This is a genomic window from Lactobacillus equicursoris DSM 19284 = JCM 14600 = CIP 110162 (assembly GCF_001434815.1).
GTDB classification, from domain to species: Bacteria; Bacillota; Bacilli; order Lactobacillales; family Lactobacillaceae; genus Lactobacillus; species Lactobacillus equicursoris.
This window is the reverse complement of record NZ_AZDU01000010.1, coordinates 22,601-49,158: the sequence shown is the minus strand read 5'-3', so window position 1 is coordinate 49,158 and position 26,558 is coordinate 22,601. Positions and strand designations below refer to the sequence as shown.

At 49.8% G+C, this 26,558-nt stretch carries 23 protein-coding genes and 1 tRNA gene; 21 read left to right on the top strand and 3 right to left on the bottom strand.

The window, feature by feature from the left end:
• Positions 1–349: hypothetical protein (locus FC20_RS10295; protein ID WP_156402947.1), on the bottom strand; the 349-nt coding region annotated here is incomplete at its 3' end.
• A 708-nt stretch (positions 350–1,057) separates the two neighbouring features.
• Here FC20_RS10295 and FC20_RS03310 point away from each other — a divergent pair.
• The 18 genes from FC20_RS03310 to rlmD all read left to right on the top strand — a co-directional run bounded on the left by FC20_RS03310 (position 1,058) and on the right by rlmD (position 23,899).
• Entirely contained in the window at positions 1,058–3,718 is a 2,661-nt protein-coding gene (locus FC20_RS03310; protein WP_056945315.1) for a calcium-translocating P-type ATPase, PMCA-type, read from the top strand.
• Positions 3,719–3,852: 134 nt separating this feature from the next.
• Positions 3,853–4,698 (top strand): PRD domain-containing protein, encoded by an 846-nt coding sequence (locus tag FC20_RS03305; protein ID WP_008462202.1) that lies wholly within the window; start codon positions 3,853–3,855, stop codon positions 4,696–4,698.
• A gap of 301 nt (positions 4,699–4,999) precedes the next feature.
• Positions 5,000–6,910 (top strand): beta-glucoside-specific PTS transporter subunit IIABC, encoded by a 1,911-nt coding sequence (locus tag FC20_RS03300; protein WP_008462200.1) that lies wholly within the window; start codon positions 5,000–5,002, stop codon positions 6,908–6,910.
• A gap of 71 nt (positions 6,911–6,981) precedes the next feature.
• Positions 6,982–8,457: a glycoside hydrolase family 1 protein gene (locus FC20_RS03295; RefSeq protein WP_008462199.1), complete on the top strand. Its 1,476-nt coding sequence runs from the start codon at positions 6,982–6,984 to the stop codon at positions 8,455–8,457.
• A gap of 133 nt (positions 8,458–8,590) precedes the next feature.
• A complete protein-coding gene (locus FC20_RS03290) occupies positions 8,591–10,078 on the top strand; it encodes a glycoside hydrolase family 1 protein (protein ID WP_008462197.1) in 1,488 nt (495 codons plus the stop codon).
• An 85-nt stretch (positions 10,079–10,163) separates the two neighbouring features.
• Positions 10,164–10,616, top strand: coding sequence for a SprT family protein (locus tag FC20_RS03285; protein WP_008462195.1), 453 nt, complete (start codon positions 10,164–10,166; stop codon positions 10,614–10,616).
• 43 nt (positions 10,617–10,659) lie between these two features.
• A tRNA-Leu gene (locus FC20_RS03280) sits at positions 10,660–10,745 on the top strand.
• Positions 10,746–10,850: 105 nt separating this feature from the next.
• A complete protein-coding gene (locus FC20_RS03275; RefSeq protein ID WP_008460314.1) occupies positions 10,851–11,456 on the top strand; it encodes an ECF transporter S component in 606 nt (201 codons plus the stop codon).
• 19 nt (positions 11,457–11,475) lie between these two features.
• Entirely contained in the window at positions 11,476–12,123 is a 648-nt protein-coding gene (locus FC20_RS03270; RefSeq protein WP_008460313.1) for a glycoside hydrolase family 73 protein, read from the top strand.
• 78 nt (positions 12,124–12,201) lie between these two features.
• Positions 12,202–14,424, top strand: a complete 2,223-nt coding sequence (pcrA, locus tag FC20_RS03265; protein ID WP_008460312.1) for a DNA helicase PcrA — start codon at positions 12,202–12,204, stop codon at positions 14,422–14,424.
• A 12-nt stretch (positions 14,425–14,436) separates the two neighbouring features.
• Positions 14,437–16,431 (top strand): NAD-dependent DNA ligase LigA, encoded by a 1,995-nt coding sequence (ligA, locus tag FC20_RS03260; RefSeq protein WP_008460311.1) that lies wholly within the window; start codon positions 14,437–14,439, stop codon positions 16,429–16,431.
• A 25-nt stretch (positions 16,432–16,456) separates the two neighbouring features.
• On the top strand, positions 16,457–17,602 hold the full coding sequence (locus FC20_RS03255; protein ID WP_081586488.1) for a CamS family sex pheromone protein: 1,146 nt from the start codon (positions 16,457–16,459) through the stop codon (positions 17,600–17,602).
• A gap of 11 nt (positions 17,603–17,613) precedes the next feature.
• Complete coding sequence (gatC, locus tag FC20_RS03250; RefSeq protein ID WP_008460309.1) at positions 17,614–17,919, top strand: Asp-tRNA(Asn)/Glu-tRNA(Gln) amidotransferase subunit GatC; 306 nt, start codon at positions 17,614–17,616, stop codon at positions 17,917–17,919.
• Positions 17,919–19,364 carry an Asp-tRNA(Asn)/Glu-tRNA(Gln) amidotransferase subunit GatA gene (gatA, locus tag FC20_RS03245; protein WP_008460308.1) on the top strand — a complete coding sequence of 482 codons (1,446 nt, stop codon included), beginning with the start codon at positions 17,919–17,921 and terminating at the stop codon, positions 19,362–19,364. The genes gatC and gatA overlap by 1 nt, the downstream gene beginning before the upstream one ends.
• Positions 19,365–19,369: 5 nt before the next feature.
• Positions 19,370–20,800 carry an Asp-tRNA(Asn)/Glu-tRNA(Gln) amidotransferase subunit GatB gene (gatB, locus tag FC20_RS03240; protein ID WP_008460307.1) on the top strand — a complete coding sequence of 477 codons (1,431 nt, stop codon included), beginning with the start codon at positions 19,370–19,372 and terminating at the stop codon, positions 20,798–20,800.
• Between the two features lie 34 nt (positions 20,801–20,834).
• Positions 20,835–21,761 (top strand): diacylglycerol kinase family lipid kinase, encoded by a 927-nt coding sequence (locus tag FC20_RS03235; protein ID WP_008460306.1) that lies wholly within the window; start codon positions 20,835–20,837, stop codon positions 21,759–21,761.
• A gap of 71 nt (positions 21,762–21,832) precedes the next feature.
• The gene (locus FC20_RS03230; protein ID WP_008460305.1) at positions 21,833–22,543 is read left to right on the top strand and encodes a TMEM175 family protein; all 711 of its coding nucleotides are present in this window, start codon (positions 21,833–21,835) and stop codon (positions 22,541–22,543) included.
• Between the two features lie 6 nt (positions 22,544–22,549).
• Positions 22,550–23,899 (top strand): 23S rRNA (uracil(1939)-C(5))-methyltransferase RlmD, encoded by a 1,350-nt coding sequence (rlmD, locus tag FC20_RS03225; protein ID WP_008460304.1) that lies wholly within the window; start codon positions 22,550–22,552, stop codon positions 23,897–23,899.
• A 23-nt stretch (positions 23,900–23,922) separates the two neighbouring features.
• On the opposite strand, the gene FC20_RS10290 is transcribed toward rlmD, so the two are convergent.
• On the bottom strand, positions 23,923–24,066 hold the full coding sequence (locus FC20_RS10290) for a hypothetical protein (RefSeq protein WP_155859249.1): 144 nt from the start codon (positions 24,064–24,066) through the stop codon (positions 23,923–23,925).
• A gap of 30 nt (positions 24,067–24,096) precedes the next feature.
• Here FC20_RS10290 and FC20_RS03220 point away from each other — a divergent pair, with 30 nt between their 5' ends.
• From FC20_RS03220 to FC20_RS03210, 3 genes are all read left to right on the top strand, one after another.
• On the top strand, positions 24,097–24,480 hold the full coding sequence (locus FC20_RS03220) for a hypothetical protein (RefSeq protein ID WP_008460302.1): 384 nt from the start codon (positions 24,097–24,099) through the stop codon (positions 24,478–24,480).
• A 102-nt stretch (positions 24,481–24,582) separates the two neighbouring features.
• The gene (locus FC20_RS03215) at positions 24,583–25,500 is read left to right on the top strand and encodes a hypothetical protein (protein WP_008460301.1); all 918 of its coding nucleotides are present in this window, start codon (positions 24,583–24,585) and stop codon (positions 25,498–25,500) included.
• A 43-nt stretch (positions 25,501–25,543) separates the two neighbouring features.
• Positions 25,544–26,092, top strand: coding sequence for a GNAT family N-acetyltransferase (locus FC20_RS03210; RefSeq protein WP_008460298.1), 549 nt, complete (start codon positions 25,544–25,546; stop codon positions 26,090–26,092).
• 248 nt (positions 26,093–26,340) lie between these two features.
• On the opposite strand, the gene FC20_RS03205 is transcribed toward FC20_RS03210, so the two are convergent.
• Positions 26,341–26,541: a hypothetical protein gene (locus tag FC20_RS03205; protein WP_008460296.1), complete on the bottom strand. Its 201-nt coding sequence runs from the start codon at positions 26,539–26,541 to the stop codon at positions 26,341–26,343.
• Positions 26,542–26,558 lie beyond the last annotated feature (17 nt).

The following is a 26,558-nucleotide window of genomic DNA, read 5'->3' as shown; positions in this document are numbered from 1 at the left end:
CGGTTGAGTCAAAATGGGGGCAAAAAAGCGGTAAACCGGATCCGGTTGAGTCAACTCGGGGGCAAAAAAAGGGAAAAAGCGGTCCGGTTGAGTCAACTTGGGGGCAAAAAAGCGGCAAACTGGGTTCGGTTGAGTCAACTTGGGGGCAAAAAAGCGGCAAAAACAGTCCGGTTGAGTCAAAATGGGGGCCAAAAAGCAGCAAATCGGATCCGGTTGAGTCAAAATGGGGGCAAAAAAGCGGCAAACCAGGTTCGGTTGAGTCAAAATGGGGGCAAAAAAGCAGCAAATCGGATTCGGTTGAGTCAACTTGGGGGCAAAAAAAGCTGCAAAAGCGGCCCGGTTGAGTCAACTTGGGGGCGAAAAAAGGGCAAATCAGACCCGGTTGAGTCAAACTGGGGGAGGGATGCACACAAACTGACTCAAGTAATAGGCGTTGCTGCCCAAAATTTACTCAACTATGGTCCTTTTTTAAAAAAGCGTGCACACAATCATACTCAAGTAAGCAAAACTGTGGCCCAAAACTTACTCAACTGCCAGCCGATCGACCTTAGTTGAGTAAGTTCGTGAGCAGCTTTTTCTTTACTTGAGTAAACTTGTGTGCAGTCAATTTGCTAGTTGACATAGTTTTTGTGCATGGTCTGGGTTTGGTTGAGTAAGTTTGTGAGCAGCATTTTCCGCAGTTGAGTAAATTCGTGTGCAGCAAGAATTACGGTTGAGTAATTTTTGGGAAGTTGAAAAATTATTTTTTAAAAAAGGCTCAAAATGATCTCAACCGAAGCGATGCTCTGCTCAAAATGATCGCCACCTCAACCAAGCTCCCGTGTCTCACCCCGTCCCCCAAAAAATCGTCCTTGTTAAACCACCCCATTTTTGGTATATTAAGGATGAAAACGATTATTCAATCATAAGGGAGTAACGGCAAGCCTAACCAGACTTGCGACAAGACCAACAGCCGAAGGCACTGCGCCTTCTGGGCTTGTCTTAATTAGTGAGACTTATGTGCCAGCGGCTAAGCCGGGGCACGTGAGTCTCTTTTTTTCATAAGGAGGTAGAAAAAATGGCTAAGACCTACTACAAGCAGGATATCCCCAGCTTGCTGGCCGAGTTCGACACCGACGCCAACAAGGGGCTATCTGACAGCAGCGCTAAAGAGCGCTTAGCCAAATACGGGGCTAATGCCCTTGCAGGCAAAAAGAAGCGGTCAATGTTTGCCCGCTTCATGGACCAGTTCAAAGATTTGATGATCATCGTCTTGCTGGTCGCCGCCGTTTTGTCCGGCGTGGTGGCCCAGGAATGGACCGACGCCGGCATCATCTTAATCGTCGTTTTGCTGAACGCCATTCTCGGCGTCATCCAAGAAGCCCGGTCTGAAGCGGCGATTGAGGCCTTGAAGGACATGTCAACACCGAGCGCCAAGGTCCGGCGAGATGGCGCCGTTGTTGAGGTGCCGTCAACCGACCTGGTCCCTGGCGACATCGTCTTGCTGGAAGCCGGCGACGTGGTGCCGGCTGACCTCCGCCTCACCGTGGCCGAAAGCCTCAAGATTGAAGAAGCAGCCTTGACCGGTGAGTCCGTGCCCGTTGAAAAAAGCAACGAAGTCCTGCAAAAAGACGACGTGGCCCTGGCCGACCGGATCAACATGGCCTACTCCAGCACCAACGTCACCTACGGCCGCGGCGAAGGGATCGTCGTTGCCACCGGGATGGAGACCGAGGTCGGCAACATTGCCAAGATGCTGAACGAGGCTGACGAAACGGATACTCCGCTCAAGCAAAACCTCAACCAATTAGGCAAGACCCTGACCTACATGATCCTGGCCATCTGCGTGATCGTCTTCATCATCGGGGTCATCCGCAACCCGCAACATGAACCGTTGAACGCCCTCTTGATTGACATGTTCTTGACGGCCGTTTCTCTGGCTGTCGCCGCTATCCCAGAAGGCTTGCCGGCCATCGTCACCATCATCTTGGCCCTGGGCACTCAGGCCATGGCTGACCACAAGGCCATCGTCCGCAAGTTGCCAGCCGTTGAAACGCTCGGCGCAACCGACATTATCGCGTCTGACAAGACTGGGACCTTGACCCAGAACCGGATGACTGTGGAAAAAGTCTACTACGACGGCATTTTGCACGATTCTAGTGACGACATCGACCTGGCCAACCCAGCTATGATCACCATGCTGCTGGCCAACGACACCAAGATCCAAGACGGGGGTGAACTTCTCGGTGACCCAACCGAAACGGCCCTGGTCCAATATGGCTTCCACAAGAACTTGAAAGTCCTGGACTTTTTAAGCGAGCACCCAAGAGTAGAAGAAGTGCCATTTGACTCTGAACGCAAGCTCATGAGTACCGTCAACAAGTACGACGGCCGCTTTATGGTGGCTGTTAAAGGTGCCCCTGACATGCTGCTGGACCGGGTTAAGTACGTCAATATCAACGGCGACTTGTCCGAAATCAGCCCGGTCCAAAAGCAGGCCATCTTAGATACCAACAACCAGATGGCCAAACAGGCCTTGCGGGTCTTGGCCATGGCCTACAAGTACGTTGACCAGCCTTACGCTGACCCAACGACCGACAATGTTGAACAAGACCTGATCTTCGCCGGCTTAGTCGGCATGATCGACCCTGAACGGCCTGAAGCCAAGGATGCGATCAAAGAAGCCCACGCTGCCGGCATCAGAACGATCATGATTACCGGTGACCACCAAGTCACCGCCCAAGCCATCGCTGAACGGCTGGGCTTGGTTGAAAAAGGCCGAGACGAAGCCGTCATTACCGGGGCTCAGCTGGACAAATTGAGCGACGACTACTTCACCAAGCACGTGGGCGACTACTCCGTTTACGCCCGGGTTTCTCCTGAGCACAAGGTAAGAATCGTCAAAGCCTGGCAGGCTAATGGCAAGATCGTGGCCATGACTGGTGACGGCGTTAACGACGCCCCAAGTTTGAAGCAAGCCGACATCGGGGTCGGCATGGGGATCACTGGGACTGAAGTCTCCAAAGGTGCGGCCGACATGGTCTTGGCCGACGACAACTTTGCGACCATCGTTGAAGCTGTGAAGCAGGGGCGGAAGGTTTTTGCCAATATTCAAAAGGCCATCCTGTACCTGATGAGCTGCAACGTCGGCGAAGTCTTGACGGTCTTCATGATGACCTTGCTTGGCTGGGACGTCTTAAAGCCAGTCCAGCTGCTCTGGATCAACCTGGTCACTGACACCCTGCCAGCCATTGCCTTGGGTGTTGAGCCAATTGAGCAAGGCATTATGAAGAAAAAGCCTCGCGGGAAGAACTCCAACTTCTTCTCAGGCGGCGTAGCCAGCTCCATCATCTACCAGGGGATCCTCGAAGGGGTCTTGGTCTTGACCACCTACGGTTTAGGCCTCCACGCTCTGCCGCACGGATCTAACCCGCACGAAGATGCCTTGACTATGGCCTTCTTGACTTTGGGCCTGATCCAGCTCTTCCACGCAGTTAACTCCAAGTACATCAAGCAGTCCATCTTCCAAGTGAACACCTTGAAGAGCAAGTGGTTCAATATTGCCATCTTGGTCTCCGCCCTCGTCATGGCGGCCGTAGAGCTGCCATTTTTGACCAAGGTCTTCGCTGTCTCCGAGCTGAACCTCGACCAGTGGCTGGTGGTCCTAGGCATGGGCATCTTGATGATCCTGATCGTGGAAATCGTCAAGTTTTTTGAAAGAAAAAAGGACCAAAACTAATTGACAAAAGCTTGACAAAAGGCCCGTGTTACCGCTAACATATGTTATTAGACGTGTTACCGGATGGGCATTAGTCTGCACCTTCTCCATTTAAGGGGAAAGTGCAGACTTTTTTATGTGTGAGAGTTAGAGTTATGGAATTTATCAAAAATTACAACAATAATGCGGCCTTGGTCAAAGACGACCAAGGGCAGGAATGGATCGTGACCGGCAAGGGGGTCGGCTTTGGCTTGAAGCCGGGGATGCAGGTGCCTGAAGCCAAGATCGAGCGCCGCTTTGCCTCAGAAAAAGACGAAGAAGTCGAGCCCGACGTGGTGGCCGGCATCACGCCCAAGGCTTTTGAAGCAACGGACCAGATCGTCAAAAAGATGGCGGACGAATACCAGCTCAGCTTTACCGGCTACCAGTACTTTGCACTGGCAGATCACATCGACTTCGCGGTCAAAAGAACCCTGGACGGCGGGGCCGCGCCCGACGGGATGGTAGCCTGGGAAGGGGCCAAGCTTTTTGCCAAGGAATATCGGATGGCCCAAGAAGCCGTGGAAATTATTGAAGAAGTTACCCATATTGAGATGGCCAAGAGCGAGGCTATCTACCTCATGTACCACTTCATCAACGCTGAATCCGACGGTACCAAATTGCAGGACACGGTCCGCCTGGCCCAGTACATCACCGGCATTGTTAACATTATCCAGTTCCAGTATGGGGTGACCTTAGACGAAGGCAGCTTCAACTACCAGCGCTTTGTTGGACACATGCGGGCCCTAATGGTGCGAAAAATCGTCGGCAGCAAGGACACTGCTGAGCTGGATCCAGCCATCTTGAACCTGATGGAGGCCAAGTACCCAGAAGAAAAAGAGACCGTGGACCGGATCCAGACTTACCTGCAAAATAAGGCGGGCTGGACCTTGACGCCAGACGACCGGGTCTACCTGATCCTCCACATTTGGCGGGTCACCCACCGGGACGAGGAGGAGTAGACTTTTAAAAAATTCCAATTCACTATTGACACCGCTTCCAAATCCTGGCATAATAAAAGCATCAAAAGACGTGTTACTATTAAATTAGGCATGGGTCTACTAAATCGTTAAAGCTCTATCTTTGCTTTAGCATTAGTAGACTCTTTTTTTATCAATTTTCTAGTATTGTGTGGTGTGTTACTGGTTCGACCAGGCATGAACCCGGCAATGGCTATTGTTAGTTTGTAGCCCTTGCTGGGTTTTTCTTTTGAACAAAACTAAATCTTCAAATCATTTAGTTTAAATTTAAGGAGTTTTAATCATGGCTAAGAATTACGATGAATTAGCTAAAGATATTGTGGCCCACGTGGGCGGGGAAGACAACGTTTCTTCCTTGAAGCACTGCGTGACCCGCCTGCGTTTTGTCTTGAAGGACGAAAGCAATGCTGATACGGATTATTTGAAAAAGCGCGACGGCGTGATCACTGTCGCTAAGGCCGGCGGCCAATACCAAGTGGTAATCGGCAACGCGGTTGGTGACGTTTACGACGCAGTTTTGAAAAATAGCAACATCAAGGGCGTCGGCGAAGTTGCTGAAGACGATGCTGAAGAAAAGCCAAAGGGCAACCTTTTTGACCGCTTCATCGACCTGATTTCCAGCGTCTTCCAGCCAATGCTGGGTGCCCTTAGTGCAGCCGGTATCTTGAAGGGGATTACCGCCATCTTAGCCGCCAGCGGCGTACCAACCACGTCAGGGCTGTACATTCTCTTCAACGCCATGGGCGATGGGATGTTCCAATTCCTGCCATTCTTCCTGGCTTATACGAGTGCTAAGAAGTTCAAGATGGACCAGTTTACTGCCTTTGCTCTTGCTGGGGCCATGCTTTACCCGACCTTAACCACCACGGTTAAGTCAACGACTAACCTCTTTGGGCTTCCGCTCAGCTTGCCAAATGGCGGCTACTACTCAACGGTGGTGCCAATTATTGTGGCTGTGTGGTTTGCCTCATTAATTGAAAAGTGGACCAAGAAGTGGATACCAACTGACGTTAAGATGTTCGGTGTGCCATTAATCACCTTGCTGATCTCAATCCCGGTTTCACTCATGGTAATTGGGCCAGTGGCTAACACCGCTTCAAATTGGGTTGGTGATACCTTTACTGCAATTTACGGCGTAAGTCCAATTGTTTACGGGATTGTCTTAGGTGCCTTGTGGCAAGTCCTGGTTATGTTCGGTCTGCACTGGGGCTTAGTGCCACTAGCCATAATCGAAATTGCCCAAAAGGGTCAAGGGGTCATGATCACCGCCAGCGTCATGATCTGCTTTGCCCAAACTGGTGCCTTGGCAGCCATCATGTTGAAGACCAAGGAAAAGAAGGTTAAGGAAATTGCTACTCCAGCTCTGCTGTCTTCAATCTTTGGCGTTACTGAACCGGCTATCTATGGTGTTACCTTGCCAATGAGAAAGCCTTTTATCATGACTTGTATTGCTGGTGCCATCCAAGGTGCAGTCAGCGGTATCTTTGATATTAAGATGTACGTCTTCGGCGGTATGGGGATTTTCGCCTTCCCATCCTTCATCAACCCTAAGACGGGTTCATACGCTGACTTGATCCACCTGATCATCTGCGGCGTGATCGCTTTGGTACTGGGCTTTGCCTTGACCATGTTCACCAAGATTCCTAGCCTGTACGGCGAAGAAGATGCAGCCTTGGCTACTGCTGGTGCTCCAGCTGAAGCCGCTAACGCAAACGCAACTACTGAATCCGCTGCTGCCGGCGTTAAGGCAGAAATCTTGGTATCACCTCTTAAAGGTGAAGCCGTTGATTTAAGCGAAGTTAAAGACGATGTTTTTGCTTCAGGGGCCATGGGCCAAGGGGCTGCTATTAAGCCTGCTGAAGGCGTACTCCACTCACCAGTTGCCGGCACGGTCATGATGGTTTTCCCAACTGGCCACGCGATCGGCTTAAAGAGCGATAATGGTGCTGAAATTTTGATCCATCTGGGCATGGACACGGTCAACCTGCAGGGCAAGGGCTTTGAAACCCTGGTTGAAAAGGGCCAAAGCGTTCAGCCTGGTCAAGAACTGATCAAGTTCGACCTTGACGGCATTCAAAAGCAAGGTTACGATTTGACGTCGCCAGTCGTTATCACCAACTCTAAGGATTACGAAAGCGTAAAGGCTGATCTTGGTCCGGTCGAAGTTGGCCAAAATCTGCTAGAATTGAAGTAGCGAAAAATAGAAAGCGATTTAGCTGGTAAAGTAATAGTAAGTTTTTTAGAAAAAAGGAGAGCATTAGTAAAATGACAAAGTTTCCAAAAGGCTTTTTGTGGGGCGGGGCAACCGCTGCTAACCAAGTTGAAGGTGGCTATGATGAAGGCGGCAAGGGTTTGTCCGTAACTGACGTGCAAACGGCTGGTTCATTAGAAGCACCGCGTTACTTGACTTACACCTTGGATGGCAAGAAGCAAAAGAGTCCGGCTCTGCCAGGCCAAGGCTTGCCAAAGGGCGCTAAGGGTGCGATCTTTGATGATGAATACTATCCAAACCATGTAGCGATCGACTTTTACCACCACTACAAGGAAGACATCAAGCTCTTTGCGGAAATGGGCTTTAAGGTTTACCGTTTGTCCATTGCTTGGACCAGAATTTTCCCTACTGGCTTAGAAGACGAACCAAACCAAGAAGGTTTAGACTTCTACCGCCGGGTCTTTGAAGAACTGAAGAAGTACGACATTGAACCACTGGTTACGATTTCCCACTATGAAGACCCATTGACTCTTAGCGAAAAGTACAATGACTGGGGCGACCGGGGCATGATCGATGCCTACGTGAAGTACGCAACTACCTTGTTCAAGGAATACAAGGGCTTGGTTAAGTACTGGCTGACCTTTAACGAAATCAACACCGCCTTGCTGGGCCTGTCCACTTTTGGCGGCAATGGCAAGGACGAAGACTTCCAGCACAACTACCAAAAGCTCCACTACGAATTCGTGGCTTCTGCCCGTGCGGTTAAGGCTGCTCATGAAATCGATCCAAACTACGTAGTCGGCAACATGATCTGCGGGATCGTCTTCTACCCAGGTTCTCCTGACCCTAAGGACGTGCTTTTGAACCGCTATAGCTGGGAACAAAACATCTTCTACTGCGGCGACGTTCAATGCAAGGGCAAGTACCCAACTTTTGCCAAGCGTTTGTGGGCTGAACACAATGTTCACTTAGACATTACCGACCAGGACTTGCAGGAGCTCAAAGAAGGTACGGTTGACATGTACACCTTCTCTTACTACATGTCCAACATGGTAACGACCCACGAGGTCAAAGACAAGGTTGGCGGCAACTTTGCGGCCGGTGCTAAGAACCCATATCTTAACTACTCAGAATGGGGCTGGGCAACTGACCCAACTGGCTTGCAATACTACCTGGAAACGATCTACGACCGCTATGAATTGCCAGTGATGGTTGTGGAAAACGGCTTGGGCGCTGTCGACAAGCTGGAAGATGGTACAGTCCATGACTCCTACCGGATTGACTACCTCCGCCAGCATATCGAAGCCATGGGCAAGGCCATCGAAAACGGCGTTGACCTGCGCGGCTACACCACTTGGGGCTGCATCGACTGCGTATCGGCTGGGACTGGCCAAATGTCCAAGCGTTACGGCTTCATCTACGTTGACCGTGACGACAAGGGCGAAGGGACCCTTAAGCGGCTGCCAAAGGACTCCTTCTACTGGTACAAGAAGGTTATCGCTTCTGACGGCACTGACTTAAGCGACTAGTTAAAAAAGCTCTCATTCTCGAAAACATTTTTCTATCTTTATACTTAAAATCTCAAAATCAAAAACTTCAAATTTCACTTAGGCTAAGGCATTATGCCTTGGCCTTTAGCTGTTAAAAAGTAAGGAGCAAAAAATGACTGAATTTCCAAAAGACTTCCTCTGGGGCGGGGCAACCGCAGCCAACCAATATGAAGGGGCTTATTTAGAAGACGGCAAGGGCCTGTCTACGTCAGACGTGATGACCAACGGCAGCCACACCACCCCCCGCAAGATCACCTGGATCAAGCCAGCCACGGGCGAAACTGGTTATGTCGAAATGGCTTTTGGCAAGAGCATCAACTTCCCTAAAGATGCCATTCCAGCAGTTGTTGACGGCTACTACTACCCAAGCCACACGGCAACCGACTTTTACCACCACTACCAAGAAGACATCAAGCTGATGGCAGAAATGGGCTTTAAGTACTTCCGCTTGTCCATCAACTGGGCGCGGATTTTTCCAAATGGCGACGATGCTGAGCCAAATGAACAAGGCCTGGAATTCTACGACAAGGTCTTTGACGAATGCCGCAAGTACGGGATTGAACCTTTGGTGACCCTGTCTCACTACGAAACGCCGCTCAACTTGTCCATCAAGTACAATAGCTGGACCAACCGCAAGGTGATCGACTTCTTCGTTAAGTACGCTAAGACTGTTATGAAGCGCTACAAGGGCAAGGTGAAGTACTACCTGACCTTCAACGAAATCAACTGCATGTCCATGATGCCCTTCGTCGCTGCTGGTCTCTTGACTGATGACGACGAATCTAAGGCTAAGGGTGCCCATAACCAATTCCTGGCTAGTGCCTTGACGGTCAAGGCAGCTCATGAAATCGACCCGGAAATCAAGGTGGGGCAGATGCTGGCCTTCCAGCCATTCTATGCCTTAACGGCAGATCCGAAGGACCAGCTGGCAGCCTTAAAGGCCAACGACTGGACCCTCTTTTACAGCGACGTCCAAACCGGTGGCCGCTACCCAGACTGGATCTTGAAGGAATATGAAGAAAAGGGCATCAAGCTGGACGATCAGCCAGAAGACTATGAACTGCTGGCCAAGTACCCAGCCGACTTCTTGAGTTTCTCTTGCTACGCTTCTTCAACCATCACCACCCACGATGGTCAAGAAGTCAGCGGCGGCAACTTGATGGGCGGGGTCACCAACCCGTATCTCAAGACCAACGACTGGGGCTGGGCGATTGACCCAGACGTTTTGCGGATCGCCTTGAACATCTTGTGGGACAGATACCACAAGCCGCTTTGGATCGTGGAAAACGGGATCGGCGTCAAGGACCAAATCGCTGAAGATGGCCACATCCACGACAAGGAAAGAATTTCCTACCTGCAGCAAAACCTTGCTTCTATGCGGGATGCCATTAGCCTCGACGGCATTGACCTGATGGGCTACACCATGTGGGGCTGCATTGACCTGGTTTCTGCCGGGACCGGGGAAATGCGCAAGCGCTACGGCTTTGTCTACGTTGACCGCGACGACAAGGGCGAAGGGACCCTGAAGCGGATCCCAAAGGATTCCTTCTACTGGTACAAGAAGGTCATTGCTTCTAGAGGTGCAGATTTAAGCGACTAGTAAAAAATATTCTATAAACAACAAGTTAAAGAGCCGTAAGGCTCTTTTTTGCTGGAAAAAATAAAAAGAGAGTACAATATTCTTCATGACTGAAGCAGAATTACAAAAACTAGTTGAAGACATCTCGCTCAAATATTTTGGCAGGCCCTTTATCCATACCGTCAAGATCAACCGCCGGATGAAGACGACGGGCGGCCGCTACCACCTGGATGATCACCACATCGAGATCAATGCCCATTTTTTAGAAGCCAAAAATCGGGAATATCTTCCTGGCATCATTAAACATGAACTCACCCACTACCACCTCCACCTCTTGGGCCTAGGCTACCAGCACAAGGACCGGGACTTTAAGACCCTGCTGGAAAAAGTAGGGGGCAGCCGCTACGCGCCAGATATTGGCCAAAGGCGCAAGCAGCACTACAAGTACCACTACCGCTGCCAGGGGTGCGGGCAGGACCTTTACCGAGTCCGCCGGCTTAACACCAGGCGGTATGTCTGTGCCCGCTGCCGCGGAAAATTTGCTTTACTGAAAAAATAGCCTTGCCAAAAAGCTTTTTGCCTGTTATACTATTATTTGTATTGCGGGCGTGGCGGAATTGGCAGACGCGCAAGACTAAGGATCTTGTGACCGCTTTAGGTCGTGGAAGTTCAAGTCTTCTCGTCCGCATGTGTGGGAGTCGTTAGGAATAACGGCTCCTTTTTTGTTGTCCTCGAAGAAAAATAACAAGTATAATAGAAAACAGCAAACTAATTTAGGGGGAAAAAGTCCAAAATGTATGATGCCAAAAGCCGGCAAAAAACGCTTAAGATGACGATGACCGCAGTCTTTATCGCCATTTTGCTCTTAGAAGCCTTTATTCCCAATATTGGCTACATCACGATTTTTCCGGGGATGCCGGCCGTGACGACCATCCCCTTGACCGTGGCCATCTACGCCTGCCTGATGGGGCCAAAAGCCGGCGCCACTTTCGGCCTGGTCTGGGGCCTAACCAGCCTCTTTCGGGCCTATACGGCCCCAAATGGCCTGGTCACCATCTTGCTCTTTCAAAATCCCCTGATCTGCCTAGTGCCGCGGATTTTGAGCGGGTATTTAGCTGGTCTAGTTGGCAAATTGCCCTTAAAGAAAAAGAGTTTGGCATATTGTTTAAGCGGAATTACGGCATCAGTCACCAACACCTTGTTCGTGATCTTGCTGTCAGCCCTGTGGTACGGCAATAATTCCCACCAGCTCTTGGTCGCTTTAGGGAAAAATTCCGGCAATCTTTTAGCCGTGTTATTCGTAGCCTTAGGCGCTAACTGCTTGCTTGAATCAGCTTTTAGCGGTATAGTAACTCCAGTTATTGCCAGCGCCGTCAACAAGCGGCTTGCGCGTCGTTAGTTAGGAAAAAGGGTGTCTTATGCCAAGAAGAAACCGCAGTAAGAATCAGCAAACGACCATTACCATCGTCCGCGTTTTTGCCATTGTTTTGCTCCTGATGGGAGCCTTCGTGGCCTTTCGCTACTACCGCCGCCAGGCTTTAGAGCAAGAGCAGGTGCGCCAAGCGGAATTAGCCAAGAAAGAAGCTGCCGCCAAGCTCTTAAAGCAGAAGAAGGACTTTATTAAAAAGGTGGCGCCGGTTGCTCAAAAAGTGGACAAGGGGACTAAGCTTTTGCCAAGCATCACCATCGCCCAGGCCTGCCTGGAGTCCAACTATGGCCAAAGCGATTTGGCCCAAAAGTACAACAACCTGTTTGGCGTCAAGGGGACCAGCAAGACCACCTCAGCGGTCATGACAACCAAGGAATACACCAACGGCAAGTGGGTCACGGTCAAGGCGCGCTTCCAGATCTACGACTCTTATGAAGCATCGATCCGGGCCCACAACCGCCTCTTCCAAGAGGGGACGACCTGGAACAAGAACCAGTATAAGGACGTCTTAAATGCCAAAAACTATACCGAGCAGGCCAAGGCCTTAGTCACCGATGGCTACGCGACCGATCCCGATTACGCCACCAAACTGACCAACCTGATCGAGCAATTCAACTTAAATCAATACGATAATTAAGCAAACAGCCGCCAATCTTTTGGCGGCTTTTTTTGCTATAATAGGTAAGCAAGATTTTTCCAATGAAAGGGTACGTGCATGACAGAAACAGCAATTTTACAAGGATTAAACCCGCAGCAAGTAGATGCAGTAGAGACGACCGAGGGACCGCTCTTGGTCATCGCTGGGGCCGGCTCTGGGAAGACCTCCGTTTTGACCAGAAGAATCGCCTACCTGGTTGAAGAAAAGCGGGTCGCTCCCTGGCAGATCCTGGCCATTACTTTCACCAACAAGGCTGCCAAGGAAATGAAGGAAAGAGAAGAAAAGCTCTTAGGCGACGAAGCCCGGGACATCTGGATGTCCACCTTCCACTCCCTCTGCGTCCGCATCTTGCGCCGGGATGGCCAGCAGATTGGCTACGACCGGGACTTTTCCATTGCTGACCCGTCAGAGCAGGTGACCCTGATCAAGCGCATTTTGAAGGAACTGGACCTGGATCCCAAGCTCTACCAACCCCGCAGCATCTTAGGCCAGATTTCCAATGCGAAAAACAACCTCTTGACCCCAAGCCAATATAAGGCCCAAGCCGCTAGTCCTTTTGAAAAAGTGGTCAGCGATGTTTACCGCAAGTACCAAGGAAGCCTGGAGCGGGACATGATCCTCGACTTTGACGACTTGATCATGCAGACCCTGGTCCTGTTTAAGGAAAGCCCAGACACCTTGGAATACTACCAAAACAAGTTCCGCTACATCTTAGTTGACGAATACCAGGACACCAACGAGGCCCAGTATGAACTCTGCCGCCTTTTGGCCAAGAAATACCAAAACATCTGCGTGGTTGGGGATGCCGACCAGTCCATCTACGGCTGGCGCGGGGCCAACATGGAAAACATCCTCAACTTTGAAAAGGACTACAAGAGCGCTAAGACCGTCAAGCTGGAACAAAACTACCGGTCAACTGGACACATCTTGAAGGCCGCTAACGCCGTGATCGACCATAACGAAAACCGCAAGGCCAAGCGCCTGTGGACTGACAAGGGCGACGGCGACAAGGTTCACTACTACCAGGCCCAAAGCGACCGGGACGAAACCCGCTTTGTTTTGTCCAAGATCAGAGAAGAAGTTAAGGCGAAAAAGCGCAAATACCAAGACTTTGCGATTCTTTACCGGACCAACGCCCAGTCCCGGACTATGGAAGAAACCCTGGTTGAGGCCAATGTCCCATACCAAATCGTCGGCGGTCACAAGTTCTATGACCGCAAGGAAATCAAGGACATTATGGCCTACCTGAAGCTGATTGCCAACCCCAGCGATTCGATGAGCTTCAACCGGATCATCAATGTGCCTAAAAGAGGGATCGGGACTGCCAGCGTAGCGCGCCTGACTGCTTTTGCCGACCAGATGGGCGGCGGGATCTACGAAGCCGCCCGCAATGTCGAGCTCTCTGACGTCTCTAGCGCTGCCGCTCGCAAGATTTTGGCCTTCAGCGACCAATTAGCTAGCGTGATCTCTTTTGCCCAGACCAACACCGTAACGGACTTGACCGAAAGAGTCCTGGAAGTTTTTGGCTACAACAAGGCCTTGAAAGACGAAGAAGCGCAAGGGTCTCTAGAAGCGGCCACCCGTCTAGAAAACTTGCAGGAATTTCTGTCAGTAACCAAGCGGTTTGACGATAACTACGAAGAAAGCGAAGACAGCAGCCGCCTGAGCGACTTTTTGGCAGAAGTATCCCTCTTAAGCGACCAAGACGACTTGGAAACAGACGACAAGGTGACTTTGATGACCCTGCACGCGGCCAAGGGGCTGGAATTCCCAGTGGTCTTCTTGATCGGGATGGAAGACAACCTCTTCCCTCTAGGCCGGGCCATCAAGGACGAAGACCCGAACCAGCTGGAAGAAGAGCGGCGCTTGGCCTATGTCGGCATCACCCGGGCCCGGGAAGAGCTGTATTTGACCAGCGCCTACTCCCGGATGATGTACGGCTCCTTCCAGCACAACCAGAAGTCCCGCTTCATCGATGAAATCAAGGACGATGACTTAGACGTAATTTACTCTGGTCCAAAGCCTTCCCCGCTTGACATCAAGCTGCCTTTTGCTAAAAGTAAGCCTATTTCCATGCCGAAAGCTCAAAAGGCTAAAGGCGCGGTCGGCGCTGAAAAAGAAGGCTGGCACCCAGGCGACCAGGTTGAGCACAAGGCCTGGGGCAAGGGCGTGGTCATCAAGGTTAATGGTTCAGGCGATGACGTTGAATTAGATATCGCCTTTGCCTCCAAGGGCAAGAAGCGGCTTTTAGCAGCCTTTGCCCCAATTAAGAAGATTTAACAGGTAGAAAAAATGGCTTTAGCAGACGCAAAAAAAGAAGCAGCTGCCCTCAACAAGCAGCTGAAAGAGTGGGCAGAAGCCTACTACACGAAAGACAGTCCGGTCGTTGAAGATAATGTCTATGACCAAAAGTATAACCGGCTCTTAGAACTGGAAAAAGCATACCCAAGCCTGGTGACGCCTGATTCCATCACCCAGCAAGTCGGCGGCGACGTCAACAGCGACCTGCCCAAGGTGGAGCACCCGGTACCGATGCTGTCCATGGGGGATGTTTTTTCAAAAGACGAATTAAAAGAATTTGACCAGCGGATCCAAAAGCTGGTGGGCCACCCGGTCGCTTATAACGTGGAATTAAAGATCGACGGCCTGTCGCTGTCACTAGAATACCAAGACGGCAAGCTGTTCCGGGCTTCCACCCGGGGCAACGGGCAAGTTGGCGAAGACGTGACCGCGAACGTCCGCTACATCCAGGACGTGCCGCAGACTTTGCCGGAAAACTTGACCACCGAAGTTCGGGGCGAATGCTACATGGGCAAGGAGGCCTTTGCCAAGTTAAACGCTGAGCGGGATGAGCAGGGCGAGGCCACTTTTGCCAATCCTCGCAACGCAGCAGCTGGTTCTTTAAGGCAGCTGGACCCCAAGGTGACTAAGAAGCGGCAGCTCAGCACCTTCATCTACACCTGGATCAACCCGCCTCAAGCAGTGACGGGCCAGCACCAGGCAATCGGCGAAATGGCCAAGCTGGGCTTTCACACCAATGAAAATGGCAGAAGACTGGAAGACTTAGAGGCCGTTTTTGCCTACATCGACGAATTTACGGAAAAAAGAGACCAGCTTCCTTACGGCATTGACGGGATCGTCTTAAAGGTTGATGACCTGGCCCTGCAAGAGGAGCTTGGTGCCACCGTCAAGGTGCCCCGCTGGGAAATTGCCTACAAGTTTCCGCCAGAAGAAGCCGAAACCCTCGTCCGCGACATTGAGTGGACGGTCGGGAGAACCGGCGTGGTGACGCCAACGGCGGTCATGGATCCGGTGGAACTGGCCGGCACCACCGTGGCCAGAGCTTCACTGCATAATCCTGACCTGCTGGCTAAATTAGACGTCAGAATCGGCGACACGGTCAAGCTGCACAAGGCCGGCGACATCATTCCGGAAATTTCCGAAGTCGTCCTGAAAAAGCGGCCAGTAGCTTCAACTCCGTATGAGGTCCCAAGCAAGTGCCCTTCCTGCGGCGAAGAATTAGTTCACTTAGACGGCGAAGTAGCTCTGCGCTGCATCAACCCGTCTTGTCCAGCCCAAGTCGAAGAAGGCATTACCCACTTTGCCTCCCGCCAGGCGATGAATATCGCGGGCCTTGGCCCCAAGATCGTCCGCCAGCTGATTGACCAGGGCCTGGTCCACAACGTGGCTGACCTTTACTACCTGACGGCTGATGACCTGGCCACTTTGCCTCACTTCAAGGAAAAGTCGATCAACAACTTGCTTTCAGCCATCGACCAAAGCAAGGGCAATTCACTTGAGCTGCTTCTTTTTGGTCTAGGAATCGACAATGTCGGGGCCAAGGCTGCCAAGCTAATTTCGGAAAAATTTAAAAATATGTCTAAAATCGCCCAGGCAAGCGTGCAAGATCTGACTGTAATCGATACAATAGGTATGACGATTGCTGAATCTTTGACCGCCTACTTTAAGCAAGCCGAAGTGCAAAAGCTTTTGGACGAGCTAAAGCAGGCAGGCGTGAACATGGATTATCTCGGCGCCAGCCCCGAAGAAGCTGAAGACAACTTCTTCAAGGGCAAGACCGTGGTCTTGACTGGCAAATTAGAACACTACTCCCGCAAGGAATTTACCGAAAAACTGGAAGTCTTGGGGGCCAAAGTGACGGGCTCTGTTTCTAAGAAGACGGACTACCTGATTTACGGCGCTGACGCCGGCTCCAAACTGGCCAAGGCTGAGAAGCTGGAGATTCCGCGCTTGACCGAGCAAGAGGCAATCTCGAAGATCGAATAGAATGAAAGATGCAGGATTGATTAAAGTGAAGAAATTTTTCCAGGCAATGGCATTATTGAGCTGCAGCGTCTTTTTGGCGGCCTGCGGCAATTTGAAGAATTCTGACTTAGCCAGCAATTCAACGACGACTTCGACTAGCACCAAGAAGTACCAAACGACTTCAACTTCTGATGGCGACTACTCAGTCCTTTTGAAAAAAGGCGTCTACCAAACAAGCGAAATTTCTGGTCTAGAAGCCACCAACTACGACAACAGCGTGGACGAGTCGGCCATGGAGCGGGGGTTGATCCGCCTGTCCAAGAAGGTCTACTCAACCAAGTCCTACGTTATCCAAGAAGGGCAGCAATTGGATGAAACGACCGTCACCAACTGGCTGGGCCGCTACTCTAAGTCCAACAAGGAAGGCCTGAACTTAAAGAATAACGGCAAGACCGGCGCAACCACTCGGAACCCGATCATCTTGCAGCAGATCATGGAAGAAGACTTTTACGTCAAGAGCGGATCCAGCTACAAGCTGGCCGGCATCAGCCTCTCTCTTGGTCTGAACTCGGTTGACTACTACACCAAGACTAGCGGCGGTACGGAATACAGCACCAAGATTCCCCTGGCCACCCGGCGCTCTTTTGGGCAAAAGACGGCTAACACCATCATCAGCCGCTTGAAGGCCAAGAAGAAGTACAAGAACGTCCAGATCATGGTTGGCCTTTTCTCTAAGACCGATTCAGACTCAATTGTTGGGGGAACTTACTTCTCATATGGGACAGCGGCCGCAAATAGTAGTAAAATAACTAAATGGAATTCTGTGAATGAAAAGACCCAGGTCTTGCCAACGGTTGACAATGCTACTCCGGTCAGTGCCAGTGACCAATCCAAGTTCACCAGCTTCAAGGACGACATTGAAAACTACTTCCCGAACGTTTCCGGCGTAACGGCAACCTTGCGCTACTACGACGGCAAGTTGGCTTACGAAAGCATTGCGATCACGACCCAGTTCTACAACTACCTGGAAGTGCAAAGCTTTGCCCAAACGGTCAAGAATCGGGCTAAGAAGTACCTAGGCACCAGCTCGCCTGTCGAAATTACGATTTCCTCGGTCAACGACCCGCAGGCGGTAATTTCTAAGAGTACGGCAACCGGGTCTTACAACATTCACATCTATGGCGGCAATTAGGAGGTAATTAAGTGGAAAAGGTAACAAACGATACCATCAAGCACGTTGCGAAATTGGCAAAGCTTGAATTTAGCGACGAAGAATTGACCAAGTTCACCCCACAAATGGGCAAGATCTTGGAAATGGCAGAAGAATTGCAAGCCGTTAATACTGACGGCGTTGAAGAAACCGTTCAAGTAGTTGACCGCGACACTGTCTTCAGAGACGATGTTCCTGAAAAGTGGCAAACTCGCGACGAAATGATGAAGAATGTACCAGACAAGAGCAACGGCTTTGTTAAGGTACCTGTAATTATCGATAAGGATGACGACCAATAATGAACTACTTAAACGAAACGATTGATTCATTAAACGACAAGCTGAAGAAGGGCGAACTGGACGCCAAGCAGCTTGCCAAGGATACTGCTGAAAACATCAAGAAGACTGACGAAAAGATCAACGCCTTTATTACCGTTGATGAAGATGCCAAGGTGGCAGAAGACCTGAACTTTGACAACAAGTTGGCCGGCGTGCCAATCGCCATCAAGGACAACATCATCACTGAAGGCTTGAAGACCACGGCTGCCAGCCACATTCTTTACAACTTTGAACCAGTTTACGAATCAACGGTTGTCGCTAAATTGAAGGCTGCTCAAGCAACCATCATCGGCAAGACCAACATGGACGAATTCGCCATGGGTTCCTCAACTGAAACCTCATACTTCGGTGACACCAAGAACCCTTGGAACTTGAACAAGGTTCCTGGCGGTTCTTCCGGTGGTTCAGCAGCTGCTGTTGCCAGTGGTGAAGTGGTGGCTGCTTTAGGTTCAGACACTGGTGGCTCCATCCGTCAACCAGCTTCATTTAACGGGATCTTCGGGATCAAGCCAACTTACGGCCGGGTATCACGTTGGGGCCTGATCGCCTTTGCTTCGTCTTTGGACCAAATCGGCGTAATGTCCAAGCGCGTTAAGGACTCAGCCGAAGTCTTGAACGTGATTGCCGGTGCTGACGACCGCGATGCAACTGTTTCTGAAAAGGAAGTTCCTGACTACACTGCCTTCTTGGGCAAGGACGTAAAGGGCTTGCGCGTAGCCGTTCCTAAGGAATACATGAGCGATGCCGTTGAAGCAGGCGTTAAGAAGGCTGTTCAAGCCAAAATCGACCTCTTGAAGGAAAACGGTGCGATTATCAACGAAGTCTCTTTGCCACACACCAAGTACGTGGTGCCAACTTACTACATCATCGCTTCTAGTGAAGCTTCTGCCAACTTGGAACGTTACGACGGTATCCGTTACGGTTTCCGCGCTGAAGATGCCAAGAACTTGGAAGAAGTCTTCGTAAAGAGCCGGTCAGAAGGCTTTGGCGACGAAGTTAAGCGTAGAATCATGCTGGGTTCCTTTGCCTTGTCAGCTGGTGCTTACGACAAGTTCTTCTTGCAAGCTGCTAAGGTTAGAACCTTGATCTGCCAAGACTTTGCCAAGGTCTTTGAAGACAACGACGTAATCGTTGGGCCAGTTTCAACCGAAACTGCTTTTGACCTGAACTCAGAAATTTCTGACCCAATCAAGATGTACAACAACGACATTTTGACCATTTCTGCCAACATGGCTGGGATTCCAGCAGCCAGCGTTCCAGCAGGTTTGAGCGAAACCACTGGCATGCCAGTCGGCTTCCAAATTATGGGTAATCGCTTCGATGAAGGCCACGTCTTCCAAGTAGCCGACTTTATCGAACGCAGCAACAAGTTCTATGAACAAAAACCAGCTGGATTGGAGGATTAAGCTAAATGAATTTTAAGTCAACGATCGGTCTAGAAGTCCACTTTGAGTTGAAGACCAAGAGTAAGATCTTTTCACCTTCACCAGTAACTTACGGGGCAAAGCCAAACACGGAAACCAACGTTATTGACTGGGGTTACCCAGGTACCCTGCCAATGGTCAACAAGGAAGTTTACCGTCTTGGTTTGATGGTGGCCCTGGCTACCCACTCCCACGTTAACCCGGTAACCCACTTTGACCGGAAGAACTACTTCTACCCAGACAATCCAAAGGCTTACCAAATCACCCAATTCTTCAAGCCATTGGCTGAAAACGGCTATGTGGAAGTTGAAGTTCACGGGCAAAAGAAGAAGATCCACATCCACGAAATGCACATCGAAGAAGACGCCGGTAAGAACACTCACGGGACTAACGGCTTCTCCTACGTCGACTACAACCGTCAAGGGGTTCCACTTTTGGAAGTTGTTTCTGAACCAGAAATGACTGACCCAGACGAAGCTGTTGCCTACCTGGAAAAATTGCGGGAAATCGTGCAATTTACTGGGGCTTCTGACGTTAAGATGGAAGAAGGGTCAATGAGAATTGACACCAACATTTCCATCCGTCCAGCCGGGCAAAAGGAATTCGGTACCAAGGTCGAAATGAAGAACCTGAACTCCTTTGAACACGTTCGCCTGTCTCTGGCTTATGAACAAAAGCGCCAAGAACAAATCCTCTTGTCTGGTGGACGGGTACAAATCTCAACCCGCCGTTTTGACACCAACACTGGCAAGACTGTCTTGGAACGTGTCAAGGAAGGCGACGCTGACTACCGCTACTTCCCAGAACCAGACCTGGCTCCATACCACATCAAGAAGGAATGGGTTGACGAAATCGCAGCCAACTTGCCAAAGACGGCTGACGAACGCCGGGACATCTACGTGAACGAATATGGCTTGAAGCCATACGACGCTAACGTCCTGCTCCAAAGCAAGGAAAGCTCAGACTTCTTCGACAAGGCTGTTGCTGCTGGTGCTGATCCAAAGCAAGCAGCTAACTGGATGAACACCCAAGTTAACGGCTACTTGAACGAAAACCATGCTGAACTGAAAGACATTGCCCTGACTCCAGAAAACCTGGCAGCCATGATCAAGCTGATCTCAGACGGCACCATTTCATCCAAGATCGCTAAGAAGGTCTTCGCTGAAACTGTTGCCAACGGCACTGACCCTAAGAAGTACGTTGAAGAAAACGGCATGGCTCAGCTGTCAGACGAAAGCGTTCTGACTCCAATGGTTAAGGAAGTTGTTGACAACAACCCTCAATCAGTTGAAGACTTTAAGAACGGTAAGGACCGGGCAATCGGCTTCTTGGTTGGCCAAATCATGAAGCAAACCCGCGGCAAGGCCAACCCAAAGGTGATCAACAAGCTCTTGCTGGCTGACTTGAACGCCCGTTAAGCCGAAAATTTTAAAAAGAAAAAGGTGTAGCGAAATGACAAAGCGCGCGCGTTTAATTTACAACCCAGTCTCTGGACATGAACAAATGCCCAAGAATGTTGCTGATATTTTAGATGTCTTAGAGCAGGCCGGCTATGAAGCTAGTGCCTTTAGAACCACGCCAGAGCCTTTGAGCGCCCAAAATGAAGCCACCCGGGTATCTAAGGAAGGCTTTAGCCTCGTTGTCGCAGCTGGCGGCGACGGAACCATCAACGAAGTAGTCAGCGGGATTGCCTTTTTGCCAGAAGAGCAAAGACCAAGAATGGCCATCATTCCGGCTGGCACTACCAACGACTTCGCCCGGGCTTTGAAGATTCCGCGCGATGACATTGGGGCCGCTGCTCGGGTAATCTTGAAGAACAAGGTGCAAAAGATGGACGTGGGCCGGGCCGACTTTGGCGATGGCCAGCACAAGTACTTTGTCAACATTGCTGCGGCCGGTTCACTGGCAGAACTGACCTATGGGGTGTCTTCTGACGTTAAGTCGGCTCTTGGCTATGCGGCCTACCTGATCAAGGGGGCGGAAATGCTGCCGCACCTGACGGAAAACGAAATGCGGCTGACTTTTGACAGTGGCGTTTACGAAGGCAAGTTGTCCTTGCTCTTGTTGGGGATGACCAACTCCATCGGCGGCTTTGAAAAGATCATGCCGGATGCTGAGCTGTCTGACGGCCTCTTCCAGTTGATCGTGGTTAAGCCAAGCGACCCAGGCAACCTTCTGCGCCTCATGGCCTTGGCCTTAAACGGCAAGCACGTGGATGACCCGAACATCATCTACGCCAAGACCACTAGCCTGAAGGCTGAACTGATCGGGGACAACCGCGGCGACAAGCTGTCCGTCAACTTAGACGGGGAAGAAGGCGGCATGTTCCCAGTAACTTTTGAAAACTTAAAGCAACGGATCGAGTTCTACATCGGCTAGACCTGTTATAATAGAGTTTGACTTTGGTCAAACTCTATTTTTATGGAAAAAGAGAAAGTGAAAAGACGGGAATGAAGAACAGAATTAGTCAAAGGGCCTTAGAGCGGCAAGATATGCTAGATCAATTAACGCCAGAGCAACGGGCTGACTGGCAAAAGATGGTTGACTACCGGGAAAAAGCCTTAAAAGAGCGCGACAGCAAGTTGGCTGAGCACCTGAACACCTTTAACGATGGGGTGATTGCCATTATTATTACCATCATCGTGCTGGAGATCGCAGCCCCAGTGAAAAGCGCGGACTATCCCGATTTTGCCAAGCAGATTTTCATTTACCTGCTGTCCTTTTTTGTGGTGGCCAACTTTTGGTTTCAAATCCATAAGACCTTCAGCTTTTTTATCAGTAAGGCTAGTAAGCTAACCATGATTGCCGATTTCTGCTTTTTAGCCAGCCTGTCCTTGATGCCAGTGATGACTAAGTGGCTGATGGCTGACTTGTCAGTGATGTCGGTAGTTAACTTTGGGATTGTCTACTTTTTAGTCCAATCCTTCGAGCTCTTGACTGAGCTGTCCGGCATTAGACGGGCCATTCGGCACCTGCAGATTTACCGGATTTTGATTGGCCGATACGCTTGGACGCGGCTAATCTGGCTGTTTGCCTTGAACCTGGTCTTTATCGGGATTTCCTTCTTCAGTCCCCGGGTGGGGATGGTCTTATACCTGGCTTTTCCGATCATTAACTTTATGTTTCCAGAACGCAGAAGAGACACTAGAAAGAGTAAATAAAAGAACATGCAAAAGAATCAAATCGTTGAAGTTGAAATTACGGACTTGTCCTATGAAGCCATGGGGGTGGGGCACGTGGACGGTGAAACCGTCTTTGTGACCAACGCCCTGCCAGGCGAAATCGTCAAGGCCAAGATCTTGAAGGCTAAGAAAAATTTTGCCTTTGCCAAGATCGAAGAGATCGTTAAAGAAAGCCCAGACCGGGTCAAGGTGCCTCTGCGCCAGTCAGTCCAAGGCGGACTTGCCAGTCTGGCCCACCTCACTTACGACAAGCAGCTGGCATTTAAGAAGCGGCAGGTAGTGGAACTTTTGAAAAAAGCTCACCTGGACGACATTGAAGTGGCAGATACTTTGGAAAGTCCGCTGAAGACCGGCTACCGGAACAAGGCCCAAGTGCCGGTTAGAACGGTTAAGGGGCAGCTGGAGATCGGCTTTTTCAGACGGCACTCTCACGACCTGGTGCCGCTGGAAGACTTTTTCACCAATGACCCCGAAATCGACCGGGTATTAGTGGCGGTTCGCGACATCTTGCGCGAATACCACGTGCCGGCTTACGATGAAGAAAAGCACGCCGGCGAAGTCCGCTACCTAGAAGTGCGCCGGGGCGTTGCCACGGGTGACTTGATGGTGGTCCTCATTTGCCTGCACAAGGACTTCAAGGGGCTGAAAGAGGTAACTGACGCCATTAGTGAGATTGATGGCGTCAAGTCCATCTTCCTCAATCACAACCCGCAAAAGACCAACGTCATTTTGGGCAAGCACGACTACCACCTGTGGGGGAAGAAGTACATCGACGATAAAATTGGCGATTTAACTTTCGAAATTTCCCCGCAATCCTTTTTCCAAATCAACTCATCTCAAACCCCGCGCCTCTATAAATTGGCCATTGACCAAGCTGACCTCAAGCCAAGCGACATGATCGTGGATGCTTATTCCGGGATCGGGACCATTGGTTTGTCAGCTGCCAAGTACGTTAGAGAAGTCCGCGGCGTAGAAGTGGTCAAGGCCGCGGTCAAGGACGCTAAAAACAACGCCCGCCTGAACCAGATCCACAATGCTAAGTACTATGCCGGCAAGGCTGAAGAACTGATGCCCAAGTGGGCTGACGAGGGCCTGAAGACCGACGTGATCTTTGTGGACCCACCGCGTAAGGGCCTGACGCCAGAATTTATTGACGCCGCCGTTAAGACTGGCCCAGAAAAGGTGGTCTACATTTCCTGCAACCCGGCAACCTTGGTCCGGGACATCCAGCTTTTTATGGACCAGGGCTATACGAACAGCCTGGTTTCCCCGGTTGACATGTTCCCGCAGACGCCGCATATTGAATGCGTGACCGTGCTAAAAAGAACAAATTAAAAGAGGGCCGAAAAAGCCCGTGTTTAAGCCATTTCTGCGACATCCGTCTTTCTGAGAAGAGAGGCGGGTGCCGCGCTTTTTATAGAAAAAATGTGAAAGTTGGTCTGGCGTGACTGTGGGAAGGCTATTTGAGCAGGAATAGAAAAAAGACGATGCAGAATCATCATCTGCACCGCCTCCCATCGTGTTAATCCTCTTTGAAGTACGAGGCTATCAGCAATGAAGTGATGAATCTGATCGGAGAAAATCCGGCTACTGAATTAGAGGATATCAACCAAGAGATCGCTGACCTGCAGAAGGATATTCTTGCCGGAGTGAAAGCTCATTGGGATGTCACAGAGCTTGCTGAAAGGGTGCAGGAGCTAAGATGCAGAAAGACAGAGATCGAAGCTGTGCAGACAGCAGAGAAACGGAACAAAGAACGAATCAATAACCTCCGCGAATCCATCGAGAAGTTAAAGGATAAGGTGCTCGCTTATGATGAAAAACTGGTCCGAAACTTTATCAAGGAGATCAAGATCTTTCCCGATAAGCTCACCATCACGGTGATAAGCGGTGCACATGAAGACATCACAATTTAATATTGACAGTATTTTGCCGTCTCGAACTATCGGGACGGTTTTTCTGTTTTTTCAAGAGTTTCAAACATGATATACTAAGTAACGAAATTATGCTAATGAGAATTGGATATAATTGCTACTGATTTCAAAGCCACTTGGAAGAAGACAAGATACGTATTCCAAGATATAAATCAGGATTTGGCTCAGCCTACGAAGGAGTGGTTGGATACACTCACTGAGAAACAGATCCTTGCGGTTATTGTATGGCATTTCAGGAGAGATCATTTTAGTGAAGGTAGCTGGATCGCAGATTCTGGAGCTGATGGACATATGGCTGTATTGGTGGATGCATTGTTGGGAAGATGCGAGCGACAGGGTTTAATTATGAAGACAAAGACAATAGAAACCGACGGAATTAAATATATAGAGCCTGTTCCCGGAGCCACAAGTGAGTGGTATTACGGTATGGATTATGAACACGGTGATCTTTACGAGGCCGAAGAACTGTTTAAGGATGGACATGTGGTAAAAGGAAGAAAGCTTTGTCTTGTCCATTTTCCGAACGGAGAGGTTTTCTTTCCAGTTCCGAAGACAGAGGGGCATTATAGCGAAAAACCGATATTCTTTGACGGCGGAATATATATGCTTGATGTGGATTTTCCAAATGGAGTGATCAGGATTGTCAGATTCGACAGCAGTGATCATCAGGTAAGCATTCATACGGAGCTTCCGCTTTCATCAGTGAAGGATTGTTATAATCTGCAGCTGCGTATCAGTCCACTTACGCTTTCGAGACAGAGCGGTAATGAATTGGATATTGTTTGGCCGGAGAAGGTCAGCCTTTCAATGGAGGATCATGATTCCTTCTTTTTACGGGATGGAGAGAAACTGTTCTTTAACAGATGGTTTGAAGAAGGGGAAGACGTGGATTACAAGTACTGGGAGGAGACTATAGTTCGGGATCTTAATGGAAATGTAATTGAGATATTTCCCGGGGATGTAATGCAGATGCCAAATGGAGAAATGTGGTACTTGAAGTAGATCCTTAAGAGAAGATGACAAATCGAAAGTTAGAGGATTAGACATGAATCATTGTGGAACCTATACGATAGAAACGAAAAGGCTGTTGTTAAGAGAATTTATGGTCGAAGATGCAGAGGCCATGTTTCAGAATTGGGCATCAGACAAAGAGGTTACAAAGTTTCTGACATGGCCTGCTTATACCAGTTTGGATACCGGAATTCATATATTGAATGAATGGACTGCGTCCTATGAAAAGCCGGACTTTTATCAGTGGGCAATTGTGCCGAAAAATCTCAACGAACCGATTGGTTCAATATCTGTTGTATCAATCAATGAAAAAACGCAGATGGCAGAAATCGGTTACTGCATTGGCAGACCGTGGTGGAACCGTGGAATAACTTCGGAAGCGTTGAGTGCAGTAATTAATTTTATGTTCGATCAGGTCGGTGCAAATCGCGTCCAGGCAAAACACGATGTAAATAATCCTCATTCAGGACTGGTTATGGAAAAATGCGGAATGAAATATGAAGGTACCCTAAGAAGCGCGGCTGTAAATAATCAGGGTGTCTGCGATGTGAGCATCTATGCATTATTAAAGTCAGATCGATAACTTCCAGTTCAATGTGTTTTGCAAAGTCGCTGATATCATTGAAGGTAATGGAGCAACATCATATTTCTGACAAATTCCCGAATAGCATGTCCCTGCTTTGAGCAATTCCCAGACAGCAAGAACCGACGTGATTATGTTCCTCACTGTCTCGTTTCACGTTGAATGCGTGACCGTGCTGACTAAGGAATAGCTTATGGCCAATTAACAAAGTCCTTTCACTGCCAGGGATGCTTTTTTTGGTTGATGAGCTAATATTCTACGTCTAAATCGGGCAAAAGTTCCTTGAAAGTTTTACCTTCAAACAAGGGAACGTCTTCTACCAACTTACGGAAATTCTTATTTTGAATTATGACTTTTCCGCTGAGTTCTTCGGCAATCATGTAGCCACCGTCACCGTAGGCGGCGGTAATGATATATCTAATACCGTGATACCAGAAAAGAAAATCCATTGTTAAAGGTGGATCGT